The organism is Arthrobacter sp. B6, assembly GCF_001663775.1.
In the GTDB taxonomy this organism is placed as follows: Bacteria; Actinomycetota; Actinomycetes; order Actinomycetales; family Micrococcaceae; genus Arthrobacter.
Map to the genome: position 1 here is coordinate 174,184 of NZ_KV467168.1, position 16,120 is coordinate 190,303.

A 16,120-nucleotide genomic window follows, 5' to 3' on the forward strand; every position below is an offset into this window, starting at 1 on the left:
GTGGGGTCCTGCTTCGGGGTGGAGGGTGTAGTTTTCATGCTGATTTAGCCAATCGTCGGGAGCCGATGTACCAGGCCAGGACTCTGCGTCGGACCAGGTTGAAGATCATGTTGACGGCGAAGCCAATGACTCCGAGCAGCAGGATCCCGGCCCACATGTCCGCGATCATGAAGCTCTGCTGGGCCAGCAGTGTCATGGCCCCGATGCCTTGGGAAGAACCCAGCATTTCGCTCGCGATCATCACGATGAACGCGACCTGGAGGCTTACCTGCAACCCTGAGAAGATCTGCGGGCCGGCTGAGGGCAGTATCACGTTCGTTATCCGTTCACGGCGGGACAGCCGGTACACCCGGGACACGTCCAGGATGTCCTGGTCTACGCTTCGGATTCCATCGACCGTGGCGATCAGGACGGGAAACAGTGCCGCCAGCGCGATGCTGGTCACGCGCATCTCCGTACCGAAGCCGATCAGCGAGATGAAGATCGGTACCAGCGCGACCGGTGGGATGCCGCGGAGGAAGTGAATCAACGGGTCGATGAGCCAGCGGACGGTTGGAACGAGGGCGGTTACAAAACCGATGGTGATGCCTAGGACGGCTGCGATCGCGAATCCCGTGAAGAGGTTGGCCAGGCTCAGCAGGATGTCCGACTGGAAGTGCTGGAACAGCCACAGTTGCTGGAAACGTTCAAGAATGATCCGCAGCGGCGGGAAGAATGCATTCGTTGACTGGTCGGACAGGACCCACCAGAGCGCCAGCAGGACCACGGGGGTTCCGGCGCCGATGAGTGAGTTACGTGCTGTGCGGTTCATTTAGTGCACCACTTCCCGGAATGATTGATGCCAATGCAGGGCCCGGCGTTCGGCGGCCCGGGTGGCTCCCTGGAAGATCAGGCCAAGTACCCCGAGCACGATAACCAGGGCGTATAGCGAGGCGTAGTCCCCGCCGGACTGCGCTTGGTAGATGCTTTGGCCCAGGCCTGGGCCGCCTCCGAGGAGTCCTGCGACGACCGTGATGACGAGGGCGGCCGGGGCGGCAACCCGCATCGCGGTTCCGATGTAGGGCATGGCACTTGGCAGAACAACCCGGAACAGGATTTCGGGTGATTTGAGCCCATAGGAGCGTGCTGTGTCGCGGGCTACGGGGTCGGTGCCGTGGACGCCGTCTACCGTTTGCATCACTATCGGAAGCAGGCATCCGAACGCCACCAGGAACAGTGACATTTCCTGGGTTGGACCGAAGACCAGAACAGCCAGCGGCAGGATAACGATAGGCGGCACGGGCTTGAGGAACTCAAGCACCGCCAAGGTGGCGTACCGGACCGGGTCGAAGCTACCGATCAGGATGCCCAGCACCACGCCAGCCACCGCCGACAGGGCCAGGGCCAGGAGCGAGATACCTACAGTGGCGCCCAGCGATGACCAGAACGCTCCTGTTCCGAGGGTGGTGAAAAGCGCTGCGAAGACTGTCGTGACCGGCGGAAGTGCCTCGCCCGCCACTTTTCCTACTGCCATGAGCTGCCACACGAGCAAGGCGGCCGCAACACCGGCGGCGCTCAGCAGCATCGGCTTGGTTGACTGATTCATCGTAAAGTTCCCATCACGGTTGCCGGGTCAGTCTTCGAGGATGAGGTCCGCTGGGAGCTTGACCGGCTCCTTGAGGAATCCCAGTTCGGCCAACGCCTGGTTAGTGCGCTCGATGTCTTCCTGCTCGACACTTTCCGGCCAGTAGTTCTCGGCACCCGCTTTGACGGTTTCCAGCGGGGTCTTGGTGATTTCAGCACTCAGCTGCTGGGCTTCTTCAAGGTTGGCGTTAGCATAGGCGTTGGCCTTATAGATGGCTTCCTGGAACTTTTTCATCTGATCCTGCTTGGAATTGACGGTGTTGGCTCCTGCCACCCAGAGTCCGACAGCTCCTTCCTTGAAGAAGTTGATTCCGGGTGATGCCAGCAGCCGGTTACCGTCAGAAACTGCCTGGGAGGTGAAGGGGGCTATCAGTGATGCGGCGTCGACGCGGGATGAGTTCAGGGACTGCAGCGCCGAGGAAGGATCCAGGACCATCCAGTTGACCTTGGCGGGATCGCCGCCGTCGTCCTTGATGAGCTTGGTGACGGTGACCTCCATCTGCGCTTTGCGAGCCGGCACACTGACTGACTTGCCTTCAAGGTCCTTGGGCCGGGTAACATCCGAACCTTTCGGAACAAGGAGCCCGGTATCATCAACACGATTAAGGTCGGCGCTATTGGCTGCACCCTCTTCGTAGCCGTCTGCCGCAGCAACAATCTTCAACGGGACATTTTGACTCAGGGCATTAAGGACGGGAATGGACGGGGCGTAGGTCAGGTCAAGCTGGCCGCTCTGGGCCGCCGCAATTCCCGCCGGCGGGTTGGCGATAACGCTGAACTCGACGTTGAGGCCCTGTTCCTTGAAATAACCCTTATCGCTTGCGAGACGGATAGCCGCGTCGGAACCAATGCCAATGGTGCCTACTTTGAGGGTGGCTTCGCCGCCGGCTTCCGGCGCGGAACTTTGTCCACCGCCGCAAGCGGTGAGCCCGAGGGAAATGACGGCGGCGAATGCAAGGGGAATACTGCGTCGCATGGAATACTCCTAGGTCTAGCGGATGGTCAGGAAGTGACGTTGTGGACTATGCGGCCGCCGCTGAGGGTGAGGACGGCAGTGTTGTGCAGGATTTTTTCGATGTCCCTGTCATCGGGCCAGGGATCGGAGAGGAGGCAAAGATCGGCTTTCATGCCGGGGATCAGCGCTCCTTTATAGTGTTCGGCCCGGTCCTGCCACGCCGGTTGAACGGTCATCGCGGCGAGGGCTTCCAGGCCGCCCAGCCGCTGGGGGTCAGTGGGTGAACCGGGCGTGGTCCGGGTGGGCCGGCGGACGGCGGCGAGCACCGTGCGCCGCCAATCGGTGCTGGTAACCGGCGCATCTGATGCAATATTGAAGTGGACACCGGCATCCAGGGCTGAACGAAGGGGTTGATGGTTCGCGAAGCGTTCTTCACCCAGCAAGCGGCGCATCGCGTCACCTGCCTCGGCCCGGATCAAGGGATTGGTGCTGTAACCGATGCCATGGGCTGCCATCTTCTTGAGCGTTCCGGTGCCAGTGAAGGAGCCGTGAATGATGTAGTGGCGGTTCCTGGAGGAGCCGTTCCTGGTGGCCAGGGCGTTCACGGCTGCGTCGGTGGCCGCATCTCCGGTGGCGTGGATTCCGGCCTGAAGTCCGGCGTCGTCAATCAACGCCAGGATCCGGTTCAATTCGGCAACTTTATCGGCATCGTTCATGCCCTTAATGACGAGGCTGCCGTGCGAGCAGGCAGCACCATAGGGTTCCGACATCCAGGCCGTTCCACTTCGCGGAATGCCGTCGGCGAAGACTTTCACACCCGCTATCCGCAGCTGCTGGTCATCTATCCCCCGGTTTCTGTAGGTAGCAGCCAGGCCACTGCCCAGGCCGTGCTGGACCGCGGCGGCATTTGCACCACCGGTGCCTGCGAACAGCATCAGGACGTTAATCCGCAGGGTCAGCTCGGCTTCCAGGGCAAGCTTCCCAAGCAGCTCAAGTGCGGCGGTTGACCCAGCCCCATCAAGGAGGCCGGGACTGGCAGGACCAAGACCGGGTTCGGTCAATGACGTGATGCCCTCGCCGTGCAGGCGCTGCTGCAGGGACAGCAGCGAGCCGCGCAGCATCTCCTCCGGGAGCGGCGGCAAGGAACGCGAGAGCAGCTCCATGGCACCATCCTGCAGAAGCCCGTTCGGTTCACCGTCCGCGGAACGGCTGATGGCTCCCCCCGCTGGATCGGTTGTAGTTGTGGAGATACCGGCCCGGCGAAGCGCCTCGCGGTTCACAGCAAGTTGATGGCCGGTGCTGTCGAAGGCCACGACAGGCACGTCGGGCCTGCAGTCCAGTAACAGACCGGCACCCGAGCCAACGGCGGTGTCGTCCCAGCCATGGGCACGAATCCAACCGTCTTCTCCCACCGGGGCCTGCTCCACACGGGCAACTACTGCCGCCCGGTCCGGGGTTGATGCCCGGTCAAGTTTGAGGTAGCCAAAGGCAGCCATGGAGGCCGAGACGAAATGCAGGTGGGCATCATTGATGCCGGGAATGACAGCGGCTCCCCCGGCGTCGATGACCTTGGTTCCAGGGCCGGTGACCGCACCGACGGGCTCGCTTCCCAGGGCCAACACCTTATCGCCGCGGACTGCGATGGCGTCAGTCATCCGCCGTTGGTTCGCCGGGTCCATCGTCAGGACCTGCGCCCTGATGATCACCAAATCTGCCGTGTCCTGCACCGGCACTCCTTCCAATTCGCGGCCACAAAGTGTGATCCGGATAACGCCATGAAAAAAGTATGTCGCCTGACTGGGTCATTTGACTAGGTTTTGCCGTAAAATTTTTCTTGGAGTTTCTAAAGCGTGTGCATCCCGGCCGCTTGGGACCTCAGCTGGTGGGGAGCACTAGGATCAACAAGAGAAGGGAGAGCGGTGAAAATGGCCAGAGTTTCTGCAGACGCCCGGCGGCTGCAATTCGTTGAGGCAGCTGCACGAGTCATAGCCAATGACGGTCTTGCCGCCGCAACCACCCGGAGGATTGCGACCGAGGCCGGCGCCAATCTTGCTGCCCTGCACTACTGTTTTCGGAACAAGGACGAACTGCTCCAAGAGGTCTACGCGTTCCTAAGCCGCGATTACGCCAAAGCCCTTCCGCCGGTGAACGTGGCCGGCGGTGGGCTAACGGACGTGATGCGGGCCCATGCACACCGCATCTGGGAGCGCATGCTGCTGAATCCGCACGAACAGGTGACCACGTTCGAACTGCTGCTTCGCCGCTTCCGGGAAAAGCCCGAGAGCGAGGCCGCCGTCCGGGCGCAGAACAGGATCATGTACGAAGGCTGGATCCAGTCCACGATCGAACTCTTCCGCGAGGCAGCGGCCGTCGCCGGCGAGGACATCCCCGAAAACCTCGAGCTGATCACCAGACTCTTCATCTCCGGGATCGACGGCATCAGCATGCAGCATCTTGCCGATCCCGACCCGGAACGTTCCGCCGCCCTGGTGGATCTCCTGTCTGAAGGCCTGGCATCCCTCATTATTCGAGACTCCACGGTCTCGGCCCAATAGGTCTCACGCCTGGTGCCAGAGCCGTTCCCAAACGAAACTGCAAAAGGAATTCCAGCTTGAAGAACACCAAAACACCCAATTTCATCTCCGTCGGGGCTCTGGGAGAAGGATTCGCCGCCAACAGCAACGTACTCGACGTGCACGAGGGCCTGAACGGCCGCAGCTTCACCCTCACCTTCGCCGACGGAGAAACGCATGATTGCCGGATCCTGGGCAGCACCAGTCTGATCTGGGACGGCAGTACCTACGAAGCCCGCGTCACGTCGATAAGGGAAGGCATCTACTTTGTGGACTTCCTTACGGGTGAGAAGGCAAAGGAGTCATTGAGCGTTGTACTGGACGACGCCAACGGGCAAGTGACTTTGGTGGGAGGATCACTGCCGAACGAAGAGACCGCGTCCGCCAGCGCCTACGACCGGGCACGCCAAGGCATGGAACTGACCGGAGTGGATGCAACCATTCTTCACGGATCCCTCAACGGGGTACAGGGCGGGATGGCACACGCTCCCACAAAGGAGCTGATCGGCCTTCGGAACCGCTACCACTACAGCCCGGAAGAGGCGTACGAACACCTTTACCTGAATGAAAACTTCTACACCTGGCACTGTATAAAGGGCTCAGAATCCGGCCTGGCAGACACGGATCGCTGCCACTACATCGCAATATCCGAACAGCTATACCTGTTCATCTGGCGAGAAAAAATCGTCCCCACACTCGGCGTCATCCTCATCGACCTGAAACGCATGAAAACAGACGGAAAAATCTTCGGATACAGCGGCTTCGACTTCTCAACCTACACCAACTTCCCAGTAGGCGCCGTCGCCGACGTACTAAACATGACTACCTACTAAGCCCCCTTGGGTCACGGGCGGCGGGTCAGGCCCTCCCCCTGGACGATGAGCTTTCGCGCAACAGTACGGGACGAACATGACCGAGGTTGCCCGGCCGCAAGCGCAGCGCTGGAAACAGAGCACGCACTTGAATCAAAAGGGCGGGCGTTGACAGCGTAAAGCACAGGCAATCAAAGTCGATATGAGGATGACTACGTAACCATGAAGAAGCCGGACCACCTGCCAGAAAGCTGTTGCGCCCCCACGCGCACGGCAGCGACGCCGCCGGAACCGGACGAGGCTCTCGGATCCATCGCAGAACATCCTCCGTTACACGAGGACGTGCTGATTCCGGCCGGGAGTTTCCAGATGGGCGACAGCTTCGACGAAGGTTACCCAGCGGACGGCGAAGCCCCGGTCCATACCGTTGAACTCGAAGCGTTCAGGATGGACACGACGGCTGTGACCAATGAACAGTTCGCAGCTTTCGTGGATGCCACGGGATACCGTACGGAAGCCGAGAAATACGGAACGTCGGCAGTGTTCCACCTGGTAGTGCAAGCCCAGACGGGCGACATTGTTGGTGTCGCCTCCGGTTCCCCGTGGTGGCTCACCGTCAAGGGAGCTGACTGGGCCCACCCGGCTGGCCCGGGACACCACTGGTCAGATATCCCTGACCACCCTGTCGTTCAGGTTTCCCATGATGACGCAATGGCCTATTGCCGGTGGGCAGGCCGGCGGCTGCCCACCGAGGCCGAGTGGGAATACGCCGCCCGGGGAGGGCTCAAACAACAGCGCTACCCTTGGGGAAACGAACTGCTGGCCGCTGACGGGACCCACAGGTGCAACATCTGGCAAGGCAAGTTCCCCGAAGTCAACACCGAAGAAGACGGTTTCCCGTCAACGGCGCCCGTCCGCAGCTTCCCGCCCAATGGCTACGGGCTATACGAGGTCAGCGGCAACGTCTGGGAATGGTGCTCGGACTGGTTCCTGCCCAAGTACTACCGCAACTCACCAGTCGCCAACCCACAGGGGCCCACCATCGGCACAGGCCGTGTCATGCGCGGTGGGTCATACCTCTGCCACGACTCCTACTGCAACCGCTACCGGGTCGCGGCCAGAAGCTCCAACACACCCGACTCCTCCAGCAGCAATTGCGGATTCCGAACGGCCGCGGATGACCGTGCAAGGTGACATCACGAAGGGCGACGCTCCCGTTCCGCCTCCTCGCGGAAAGAGCTACGGTGGCTACGGGTGGAGCGCAGCATGCGCAATAAGGCGCCCCTTCAGATTCCGCTGGTTGCTCCGTTGCTGGCCGCAGCCGGCCGACTCGCCGCCGCCATCGCACTGGTCTTCATCCCCTGGCACTGAACGCATGACGCCCAACCGGCCGCCCGAGCACCCACGTAGGGCGGTCTGCCGGGGCCTGTCCCCCGGCGGACCGCCCTTCACTAAGCCTCGCTGCTGACGAGGGATGAGTGCGCGGTTGGCCCGCCCACGACTTCTGTCAACGGTGCCGCGTGAAGCGCGGTGAGTAGGGGTGCGAAGAACTCTCCCAGCTCCGCCGTCGCTGTCAGCGGCAGGACATTGGCCACGTACTGGTCGGGGCGCACCACTACAACCACGCCGCCACGGTCCAGGCTGCGGAGATGGAAAATATCCGCGGCGGGGTCAGTGGCGTACACCTTCTCGTAGTCGGTCAGTTTGAACGGGCCCACCTGCGGCTTGAAAACAGCTGGAACGGCGTTGATGTCCAGGGCTGCGTGGGGATGCTGGTAAATCACCTTCACGTCGAACCACGCGTCCAGATCAGCGTCAGACGGCGTCGCAGCCAGCGGTGATGCCGGCGAGTTCGCGATCCACTCGGCGAACTTGTCCGTGGCAGACCCTGTGCCCGGAAGCGCGGGGTCTGCGAACACGTAAATCCGCCACCTGCCGTCTGCGGTCGCGTGATGCCCGAGATGCAGGGGGTTGGTGTCGCCCACCCGCACCACGGGCGCCGACTTGAAGCGCTTGCCCACCGGAAAGCCTGCGGCCAGGTCCTGGTGTTCGGCAGTGGCCACCAGCATGGACGGCGCGTACTCGGTCATGAATCCGGCGGGGAACTCGGCGGTTCGCACGTAGAAATCCTCGAGGTCGGAGGGGTTTTCAAACTCCTCGGGCTTCTTGGCCATGAGCGTGGACCACTCTTTGTCGAAGTCGATGAGGTTCTTGGCCACCACCTGGCGCTCGGCCGAGTACGTGGCCAGCAGGCTTTCCGGGCTGCGGCCCTCAAGGACGTGCCCCAGCTTCCAGGCGATGTTGAACCCGTCCTGCATGGAGACGTTCATACCCTGGCCGGCCTTGGCGCTGTGCGTGTGGCAGGCGTCGCCGGTAATGAACACCCGCGGGGTGCGGGTGCCGCGGTCCTCCGGCAGGACGTCGTCGAACCTGTCCGTGAGGCGGTGGCCGACCTCGTACACGCTGTGCCACGCGACGTTGCGCACATCCAATGTGTAGGGGTGAAGGATCTCGTTGGCCTTCTGGATGATTTCCTCGATGGTGGTGTTGCGGACTGCGCCCTTGTCGTTGGGGTCCACTTCGCCGAGGTCGACATACATGCGGAAGAGGTGGCCGCCTTCACGTGGAATCAAGAGGATGCTGCCGCCCGAGCCGGACTGGATGGCGCACTTTGTGCGGATGTCGGGGAAATCAGTGACTGCGAGTGCGTCCATGACGCCCCATGCGTGGTTGGCCTGGTCGCCGGCGAGGGTGCAGCCGATGGACTCGCGCACTTTGCTTCGGGCACCGTCTGCTCCGACAACGTATTTCGCCTTGATGATGCGCTCCCGCCCTTCCTTTGGCCCGGAGGTGTGGCCAAGCGTCACCGTGACGGGGTACTCCCCCTCCCCCACCTCAAGGCCACGGAACTCGTAACCGTAGTCGGGCGCCATCCGGGTGGGTGAGTTGGCCATAAACTCGGCGAAGTAGTCCAGAACCCGGGCCTGGTTGACGATCAGGTGCGGGAATTCACTGATACCTGCGGGGTCGTCCTGGGCCCGGGCGGTGCGGACAATGCGCGACGGGTCGTTGACGTCGGGCTTCCAGAATGCCATTTCGGTGATGGCGTACGCCTCGGCGATGATCCTTTCGGCGAATCCGAAGGCCTGGAAGGTTTCGACGCTGCGAGCCTGGATTCCGTCGGCCTGGCCAATGGCGAGCCTACCGGGGCGGCGCTCCACGATACGGGTAGTGACGTTCGGGAACTGCGAGAGTTGTGCTGCGGCGAGCATGCCGGCTGGGCCGGTGCCGACGATAAGTACGTCTACTTCATCGGGGAGCTCTGCGGGGCGGTTAATACCGACCCCGGCGGCGGGCTGCACCCGAGGGTCACCGGATACATAACCGTGGTGGTGGAACTGCACGGGCTTTCCTCACTTCACTGTGGGCTTCAATTCACCGACTGGTGTTCCATATACGAATTTGCGATTCTATATTCGCAACGTATGGGCTAGGCAAATACTGTACGGCACCTGGAGCGGGAACGACAAGAGCATAGAAAAAAGGCCAAGCCCGAGGCTTGACGGATCCAGTGCGGCAGTTCATAGTGGTTCGTATACGATTTCGTACTTGATGAGGAGACGGCTTTGGAGCAGGTAAACGGGCACACCTTGGCAGCGGCGCGAAAGGTGATCGCGGTGCACATCAACTACCCCAGCCGTGCAGCGCAGCGGGGGCGCACCCCTGCCCAGCCGTCCTACTTCCTCAAACCGTCGTCATCGCTCGCACTGAGCGGCAGTCCGGTGGAACGGCCGGCAGGCTGTGAACTGCTCGGATACGAGGGCGAGATCGCACTGATCATCGGCAAGGCCGCACGGCGGGTGACTGTTGAGGACGCTTGGAACCATGTAGCTTCCATCACCGCCAGCAACGACCTGGGCGTGTACGACCTCCGCTATGCGGACAAGGGTTCCAACCTCCGGTCCAAGGGCGGCGACGGGTTTACCCCGGTGGGCCCGGCACTGATCCCGGCAGACGCCGTCAACCCCGCCCGGCTGCAGATCCGCACCTGGCACAATGGGCAGCTCGTCCAGGATGACACCACGCAGGACCTTCTCTTCCCGTTCGCGCGGCTGGTGGCTGACCTGTCCCAGCTGCTCACCCTCGAAGAGGGGGACATCATCCTCACAGGCACCCCCGCCGGCGCCTCCGTGGCCAAACCGGGGGACGTGCTGGAAGTGGAGGTGGGCACCATTGACGGCACCCTGTCAACGGGCCGCCTGGTCACCCGGGTGGAGGAAGGCACGACGCCGTTCGCTGACTTTGGTGCCGGCCCCAAGGTTGATGACCTGCAGCGTGAGGAGGCATACGGTTCAAGCGAAGCCGCCGGCATCCCCGCACCCGCACCCGCGCTGTCCCCCGAGCTCAAAGCCAAGCTGGAGAGCGTCGCCACGGCAACCCTGTCCTCACAGCTGCGCAAACGGGGCCTTAATAACGTCAGCATCGACGGCCTACAGGCCACCCGGCCGGACCGCCGCGTTGTTGGCCTGGCCCGGACCCTGCGCTACGTGCCCAACCGTGAGGACCTGTTCAAGACCCACGGCGGCGGGTTCAACGCGCAAAAGCGCGCCATCGACTCCGTCAACGAGGGCGAGATCCTGGTCATGGAAGCCCGCGGCGAGAAAGGCACCGGGACGGTGGGTGACATCCTTGCCCTGCGCGCCCAGGTGCGCGGCGCCGCAGCCATCATCACCGACGGCGGCGTCCGCGACTACACAGCCGTGGCCGGATTGGAGATGCCCACCTATTTTGCGAACCCGCATCCCGCAGTCCTGGGCCGCCGGCACATCCCGTGGGACACGGACATCACCATCGCCTGCGGGGGTGCCACCGTCCAGCCAGGCGACATTATCGTGGCGGACTCTGACGGCATCCTGGTGATCCCCCCGGCCATCGCCGAGGAACTCGTGGATGACTGCATCCAGCAGGAGCAGGAAGAAGTCTTCATCTTCGAAATGGTCAAGCAGGGCAACAGCGTGGACGGCCTCTACCCCATGAATGCTGACTGGCAGGCCCGCTACAAGGAATGGGAAGCAGGCCAAGCCAATGACTGAAACAGCGGTTACCGACCTCCCGGGTTTGACCACTGCCGGGAGTAAGTCTGAGCAGGCATACCAGGCTGTGAAAGCCAGGATCGTGGAGGGGTCCTACTCCCCCGGGTACCGGCTTGTCCTGGCCGCTATTGCCAAGGACTTGGGGTTCAGCGTGGTTCCAGTCAGGGAAGCCATCCGCCGGCTCGAAGCCGAAGGACTGGTGAAGTTCGAGCGGAACGTCGGAGCCACCGTGTCCGGGATCGACCCCACCGAGTACCTCTACACGATGCAGACGTTGAGCATTGTGGAGGGCGCTGCCACGGCGCTGTCCGCACCGCTCATTGGGGAAGCGGACATCGCCCGGGCCCGTGCCGTGAATGAGGAAATGCGCGAGTGCCTGGAGCACTTTGATCCGGTGCGCTTCACCCGGCTGAACCAGGACTTCCACAGCGTCCTGTTCGAACACTGCCCCAACCCGCACATCCTGGACCTGGTGCACCGGGGCTGGAACCGGCTCGCCTCGCTCCGGTCCTCCACCTTCCGCTTCGTCCCCGGCCGGGCCCGTGCGTCCGTGGACGAGCATGAAGCACTCCTGCAGCTCATCGAAGCCAGTGCGGACGCCGATGAGATCGAGAAGGCTGCACGGAGGCACCGGTCCGCGACCCTGGATGCCTACCTGAGCCAAGCCAAAACTGTCTGACCGATCCCCCAAGTAGCCACACCAAGCAGTAAAGGAAACAACAATGACGTTCACTGCCCCGGAAACCAAGACGCATTACATCCCGCAGGACCTGCCCACCCATATCCAGCACTACATCAACGGCCAGTTCGTTGACTCCGTCGGCGGCAAGACCTTCGACGTTCTGGACCCTGTCTCCAACAGCAACTACGCCACCGCCGCGGCCGGTCAGAAGGAAGACATCGACCTCGCCGTCGCTGCCGCCCGCGAAGCGTTTACCAGCGGTCCGTGGCCGAAGATGAAGCCCCGCGAACGCGCCCGCGTCCTGAACAAAATCGCCGACGCCGTCGAAGCGCAGGAGGCCCGGCTCGCCGAGCTGGAAACCTTCGACACCGGCCTGCCCATCACCCAGGCCAAGGGCCAGGCGCTGCGCGCCGCGGAGAACTTCCGGTTCTTCGCGGACCTGATCGTGGCGCAGTTCGATGACGCCATGAAGGTCCCGGGCTCGCAGATCAACTACGTGAACCGCAAGCCGATCGGCGTCGCCGGCCTCATCACACCGTGGAACACCCCGTTCATGCTGGAGTCATGGAAGCTCGCCCCGGCCCTGGCCACGGGCAACACCGTGGTCCTCAAGCCCGCCGAGTTCACCCCGCTCTCCGCTTCGCTGTGGGCCACCATCTTCAAGGACGCCGGCCTGCCCGACGGCGTGTTCAACCTGGTCAACGGCCTGGGCGAGGAAGCCGGTGACGCGCTGGTCAAGCACCCGGACGTGCCGCTGATCTCCTTCACCGGCGAGACCACCACCGGGCAGACGATCTTCCGCAACGCGGCCGCGAACCTCAAGGGCCTGTCCATGGAGCTTGGCGGCAAGTCACCCTGCGTGGTGTTCGCCGATGCCGACCTGGACGCCGCGATCGACTCGGCCCTGTTCGGCGTGTTCTCCCTCAACGGCGAACGCTGCACGGCCGGTTCCCGCATCCTCGTAGAGCGCGGCATCTACGACGAGTTCTGCGAAAAGTACGCCGCCCGGGCAAAGAGCATCGTGGTCGGTGACCCGCACGATCCCAAGACCGAAGTGGGTGCCCTGGTCCACCCAGAGCACTACGAGAAAGTGGCCTCGTACGTGGAGATCGGCAAGTCCGAAGGCCGGCTCCTGGCTGGCGGCGGACGGCCCGAGGGACTCCCGGAAGGCAACTACATCGCACCCACGGTGTTTGCCGACGTCTCCCCCGACGCCCGGATCTTCCAGGAGGAGATCTTCGGCCCCGTGGTTGCGATCACGCCGTTCGAGAACGACGACGAGGCCCTGGCCCTGGCGAACAACACCCGTTACGGTCTGGCGGCCTACATATGGACCCAGAACCTGACCAGGGCGCACAACTTCTCCCAGAACGTGGAGGCCGGGATGGTGTGGCTGAACAGCCACAACGTCCGTGACCTGCGCACCCCGTTCGGCGGCGTCAAAGCATCGGGCCTGGGCCACGAAGGCGGCTACCGCTCCATCGATTTCTATACCGACCAGCAGGCCGTGCACATTACCCTCGGCAGCGTCCACACTCCCAAGTTCGGCAGCATCGAAGACTCTGCGGCCAACGAGGGCTAAGAAGTACTCCCCTTACCTGCTCAAAGAAGAGAGAACATCATGACCAACTTTGTCCCCACCCCCACCGTCCCCGCCCCGGACATCGTCCGCTGCGCCTACATGGAAATCGTGGTCACCGACCTCGCCAAATCCCGCGCGTTCTATGTAGACCTGCTGGGCCTGCACGTCACCGAGGAAGACGAGAACAACATCTACCTGCGCTCCCTCGAGGAGTTCATCCACCACAACCTGGTGCTTCGCAAAGGACCCGTCGCCGCCGTCGCCGCGTTCGCGTACCGGGTGAAGTCCCCCGCCGAAGTGGACGCCGCCGAGGCCTATTACAAGGAGCTCGGCTGCCGGGTGGAGCGCCGCAAGGAAGGCTTCACCAAGGGCATCGGCGACTCCGTCCGGGTCGAGGACCCGCTGGGCTTCCCCTACGAGTTCTTCTACGACGTGGAGCACGTGGAGCGCCTCACACAGCGCTACGACCTCTACTCCGCCGGCGAACTGGTCCGCCTGGACCACTTCAACCAGGTCACCCCGGATGTCCCCCGCGGCCGCAAATACCTCGAGGACCTCGGCTTCCGCGTCTCCGAGGACATCCAGGACTCCGACGGCGTCACGTACGCCGCGTGGATGCACCGCAAGCAGACCGTCCACGACACCGCCCTCACCGGCGGGAACGGCCCGCGCATGCACCATGTCGCGTTCGCTACCCACGAGAAGCACAACATCATCCAGATCTGCGACAAGATGGGCGCCCTGCGGATCAGTGACCGGATCGAACGCGGCCCCGGCCGGCACGGCGTGTCCAACGCCTTCTACCTCTACATCCTGGACCCCGACGGCCACCGCATCGAGATCTACACCCAGGACTACTACACCGGGGACCCCGACAACCCCACCATCACCTGGGACGTCCACGACAACCAGCGCCGCGACTGGTGGGGCAACCCCGTGGTCCCCTCCTGGTACACCGAAGCCTCCCTCGTCCTGGACCTCGACGGCAACCCGCAGCCCGTCATCGAGCGCGAGGAAAAGAGCGAAATGGCCGTCACCGTCGGCGCCGACGGATTCTCCTACACCCGCAAGGACGGAGCCCCCGAAGAGGACCGGACCGGCTTCAAGCTCGGCGCTCAACTCTAGGCAAGGCAGCGGCCGGTCCCGCACTACTTTGCGTGGCCGGCCGCTTTCATCACGAACTGACCGCCCCATCCCCTTGAGGAGCGCTACGCATGCTTGACCCGAAGACGATTGAGGCCATCGCCGATGAATTGGTGGAAGCCGGGCGTTCCCGCACGCCGGTGCCGCGCCTGACTTCCCGGTACCCGGAGATGACGGTGGAGGACTCCTATGCCGTGCAGCAGTTGTGGCGGCGGCGGAACGAGGAGGCCGGGCGGACCCTGGTGGGCCGGAAGATCGGCCTCACGTCCAAGGCGATGCAGGCCGCCACCGGCATCACCGAACCGGACTACGGTGCCATCTTCGATGACATGGTGCTCGAAACCGGCTGTTCCGTGGACTGGGACAAGTACACGCATCCGCGGGTTGAGGTGGAGCTTGCGTTTGTGTTGAAGGACGCGCTCAAAGGCCCGGGCTGCAGCATCTTCGATGTCCTGAAGGCCACCGACTACGTGGTTCCGGCCCTGGAGATCCTGGACTCGCGGATCGAGATGGAGGGCCGGACCATCGTGGATACCATCGCGGACAACGCGGCAATGGGCGCCATGGTGATCGGCGGCAACCCGGTAAAGCCCGACGCCGTGGACCTCCGCTGGGTCTCCGCCATCCTCTACAAGAACCAGACCGTTGAGGAAACCGGTGTAGCCGCCGGCGTCCTGGACCACCCCGCCAACGGCGTCCACTGGCTGGCCAACAAGATCGCCGCCCACGGAGACGGCATGAAAGCCGGCGACATCATCCTCGCCGGATCCTTCACCCGGCCCATGTGGGTCTACAAGGGTGACACCGTCCATGCCGACTACGGACCCCTCGGGAGTGTCACATGCCGCTTCGAATAGACGACACCTTCCGCGACGCGCTCCGCAATCAAAACGGTAAAGCAGGCCGTCCGCTGGCCGGGATGTGGGTGTGCTCCGGCAGCCCGCTCGTCGCCGAACTCTGTGCCGGCTCCGGCCTGGACTGGCTCCTGGTCGACGCCGAGCACAGCCCCAACGGGCTTGAGTCCATCCTTGCCCAGCTGCAGGCCATCCACGGTTACCCGGTCCACACCCTGGTGCGGCCGCCGGTGAACGACACAGTGGTGATCAAGCAGTACCTGGACCTGGGCGTGCAGAACCTGCTCATCCCCATGGTCAACTCCTCGGCGGAGGCTGAGGCCGCGGTGGCGGCGACGCGCTACCCGCCCCACGGCGTCCGCGGGGTGGGGTCTGCCCTGGCCCGCGCGGCCCGCTGGAACCGGGTCCCGGACTACCTGGCCCGGGCCAGCGAGACTATCAGCGTCACCGTCCAGATCGAATCGACGGCGGCCGTGGACGCCGTCGAGGACATCCTTAAGGTGGACGGCGTCGACGCCGTCTTCATCGGCCCCTCCGACCTCGCCGCGTCCATGGGCCTGCTGGGACAGCAGGAACACCCCGAGGTGCGCGCCGCCGTCGAACATTGCCTCACTGCCGCCAGGAAAGCTGGCAAACCGGCAGGGGTCAACGCCTTCAACCCGGACACCGCACGCCACTACCTGGACAACGGTGCCAACTTCATCCTGGTGGGCGCCGACGTCTCGTTGCTGGCCCGCGGCTCCGAAGCCCTCGCCGCACAGTACATCAAACCGTCCGACGGCGAAGCCCCCGCCAGCTACTGA

Annotated in this window: 14 protein-coding genes; 9 read left to right on the top strand and 5 right to left on the bottom strand. The window is 63.4% G+C overall.

Features of this window, described 5'->3' with window-relative positions; translation table 11 throughout:
* Positions 1–34: 34 nt before the first annotated feature.
* The 4 genes from AU175_RS00745 to AU175_RS00760 are packed head-to-tail and all read right to left on the bottom strand — an operon-like array spanning position 35 to position 4,305.
* Entirely contained in the window at positions 35–811 is a 777-nt protein-coding gene (locus AU175_RS00745) for an ABC transporter permease (RefSeq protein WP_066285135.1), read from the bottom strand.
* Positions 812–1,585, bottom strand: a complete 774-nt coding sequence (locus AU175_RS00750; RefSeq protein ID WP_066285137.1) for an ABC transporter permease — start codon at positions 1,583–1,585, stop codon at positions 812–814. It lies immediately after the preceding gene.
* Positions 1,586–1,612: 27 nt separating this feature from the next.
* Positions 1,613–2,599 carry an ABC transporter substrate-binding protein gene (locus AU175_RS00755; RefSeq protein WP_066285139.1) on the bottom strand — a complete coding sequence of 329 codons (987 nt, stop codon included), beginning with the start codon at positions 2,597–2,599 and terminating at the stop codon, positions 1,613–1,615.
* A 26-nt stretch (positions 2,600–2,625) separates the two neighbouring features.
* Positions 2,626–4,305, bottom strand: a complete 1,680-nt coding sequence (locus tag AU175_RS00760) for an amidohydrolase (protein WP_066285140.1) — start codon at positions 4,303–4,305, stop codon at positions 2,626–2,628.
* A gap of 198 nt (positions 4,306–4,503) precedes the next feature.
* Here AU175_RS00760 and AU175_RS00765 point away from each other — a divergent pair, with 198 nt between their 5' ends.
* From AU175_RS00765 to AU175_RS00775, 3 genes are all read left to right on the top strand, one after another.
* Complete coding sequence (locus AU175_RS00765) at positions 4,504–5,133, top strand: TetR/AcrR family transcriptional regulator (RefSeq protein WP_066290268.1); 630 nt, start codon at positions 4,504–4,506, stop codon at positions 5,131–5,133.
* Between the two features lie 56 nt (positions 5,134–5,189).
* Positions 5,190–5,984, top strand: a complete 795-nt coding sequence (locus AU175_RS00770; protein WP_066285142.1) for a MoaF C-terminal domain-containing protein — start codon at positions 5,190–5,192, stop codon at positions 5,982–5,984.
* Between the two features lie 201 nt (positions 5,985–6,185).
* A complete protein-coding gene (locus tag AU175_RS00775) occupies positions 6,186–7,157 on the top strand; it encodes a formylglycine-generating enzyme family protein (RefSeq protein ID WP_082978933.1) in 972 nt (323 codons plus the stop codon).
* Between the two features lie 257 nt (positions 7,158–7,414).
* Here the strand turns inward: AU175_RS00775 and AU175_RS00780 are convergent, their stop codons facing one another.
* Positions 7,415–9,367: an FAD-binding monooxygenase gene (locus AU175_RS00780; protein WP_066285143.1), complete on the bottom strand. Its 1,953-nt coding sequence runs from the start codon at positions 9,365–9,367 to the stop codon at positions 7,415–7,417.
* A gap of 222 nt (positions 9,368–9,589) precedes the next feature.
* Between AU175_RS00780 and AU175_RS00785 the strand changes: the two genes are divergently transcribed.
* The 6 genes from AU175_RS00785 to AU175_RS00810 all read left to right on the top strand — a co-directional run bounded on the left by AU175_RS00785 (position 9,590) and on the right by AU175_RS00810 (position 16,120).
* On the top strand, positions 9,590–11,056 hold the full coding sequence (locus AU175_RS00785) for a fumarylacetoacetate hydrolase family protein (RefSeq protein ID WP_066285145.1): 1,467 nt from the start codon (positions 9,590–9,592) through the stop codon (positions 11,054–11,056).
* On the top strand, positions 11,049–11,735 hold the full coding sequence (locus AU175_RS00790) for a GntR family transcriptional regulator (RefSeq protein WP_066285146.1): 687 nt from the start codon (positions 11,049–11,051) through the stop codon (positions 11,733–11,735). The genes AU175_RS00785 and AU175_RS00790 overlap by 8 nt, the downstream gene beginning before the upstream one ends.
* 43 nt (positions 11,736–11,778) lie before the next feature.
* On the top strand, positions 11,779–13,320 hold the full coding sequence (gene hpaE, locus AU175_RS00795) for a 5-carboxymethyl-2-hydroxymuconate semialdehyde dehydrogenase (RefSeq protein ID WP_066285148.1): 1,542 nt from the start codon (positions 11,779–11,781) through the stop codon (positions 13,318–13,320).
* A gap of 39 nt (positions 13,321–13,359) precedes the next feature.
* The gene (hpaD, locus tag AU175_RS00800) at positions 13,360–14,445 is read left to right on the top strand and encodes a 3,4-dihydroxyphenylacetate 2,3-dioxygenase (protein ID WP_066285149.1); all 1,086 of its coding nucleotides are present in this window, start codon (positions 13,360–13,362) and stop codon (positions 14,443–14,445) included.
* 89 nt (positions 14,446–14,534) lie between these two features.
* Positions 14,535–15,320 carry a 2-oxo-hept-4-ene-1,7-dioate hydratase gene (gene hpaH / locus AU175_RS00805; RefSeq protein ID WP_066285151.1) on the top strand — a complete coding sequence of 262 codons (786 nt, stop codon included), beginning with the start codon at positions 14,535–14,537 and terminating at the stop codon, positions 15,318–15,320.
* Positions 15,305–16,120 (top strand): HpcH/HpaI aldolase family protein, encoded by an 816-nt coding sequence (locus tag AU175_RS00810; RefSeq protein WP_197496996.1) that lies wholly within the window; start codon positions 15,305–15,307, stop codon positions 16,118–16,120. The genes hpaH and AU175_RS00810 overlap by 16 nt, the downstream gene beginning before the upstream one ends.

Excerpts from the sequence above, each read along its gene's own strand:
- AU175_RS00745 (WP_066285135.1), bottom strand. The coding sequence starts at position 811 with ATGAACCGCACAGCACGTAACTCACTCATCGGCGCCGGAACCCCCGTG.
- AU175_RS00750 (WP_066285137.1), bottom strand. The coding sequence starts at position 1,585 with ATGAATCAGTCAACCAAGCCGATGCTGCTGAGCGCCGCCGGTGTTGCG.
- AU175_RS00755 (WP_066285139.1), bottom strand. The coding sequence starts at position 2,599 with ATGCGACGCAGTATTCCCCTTGCATTCGCCGCCGTCATTTCCCTCGGG.
- AU175_RS00765 (WP_066290268.1), top strand. The coding sequence starts at position 4,504 with ATGGCCAGAGTTTCTGCAGACGCCCGGCGGCTGCAATTCGTTGAGGCA.
- AU175_RS00775 (WP_082978933.1), top strand. The coding sequence starts at position 6,186 with ATGAAGAAGCCGGACCACCTGCCAGAAAGCTGTTGCGCCCCCACGCGC.
- AU175_RS00790 (WP_066285146.1), top strand. The coding sequence starts at position 11,049 with ATGACTGAAACAGCGGTTACCGACCTCCCGGGTTTGACCACTGCCGGG.
- hpaE (WP_066285148.1), top strand. The coding sequence starts at position 11,779 with ATGACGTTCACTGCCCCGGAAACCAAGACGCATTACATCCCGCAGGAC.
- hpaD (WP_066285149.1), top strand. The coding sequence starts at position 13,360 with ATGACCAACTTTGTCCCCACCCCCACCGTCCCCGCCCCGGACATCGTC.
- hpaH (WP_066285151.1), top strand. The coding sequence starts at position 14,535 with ATGCTTGACCCGAAGACGATTGAGGCCATCGCCGATGAATTGGTGGAA.
- AU175_RS00810 (WP_197496996.1), top strand. The coding sequence starts at position 15,305 with ATGCCGCTTCGAATAGACGACACCTTCCGCGACGCGCTCCGCAATCAA.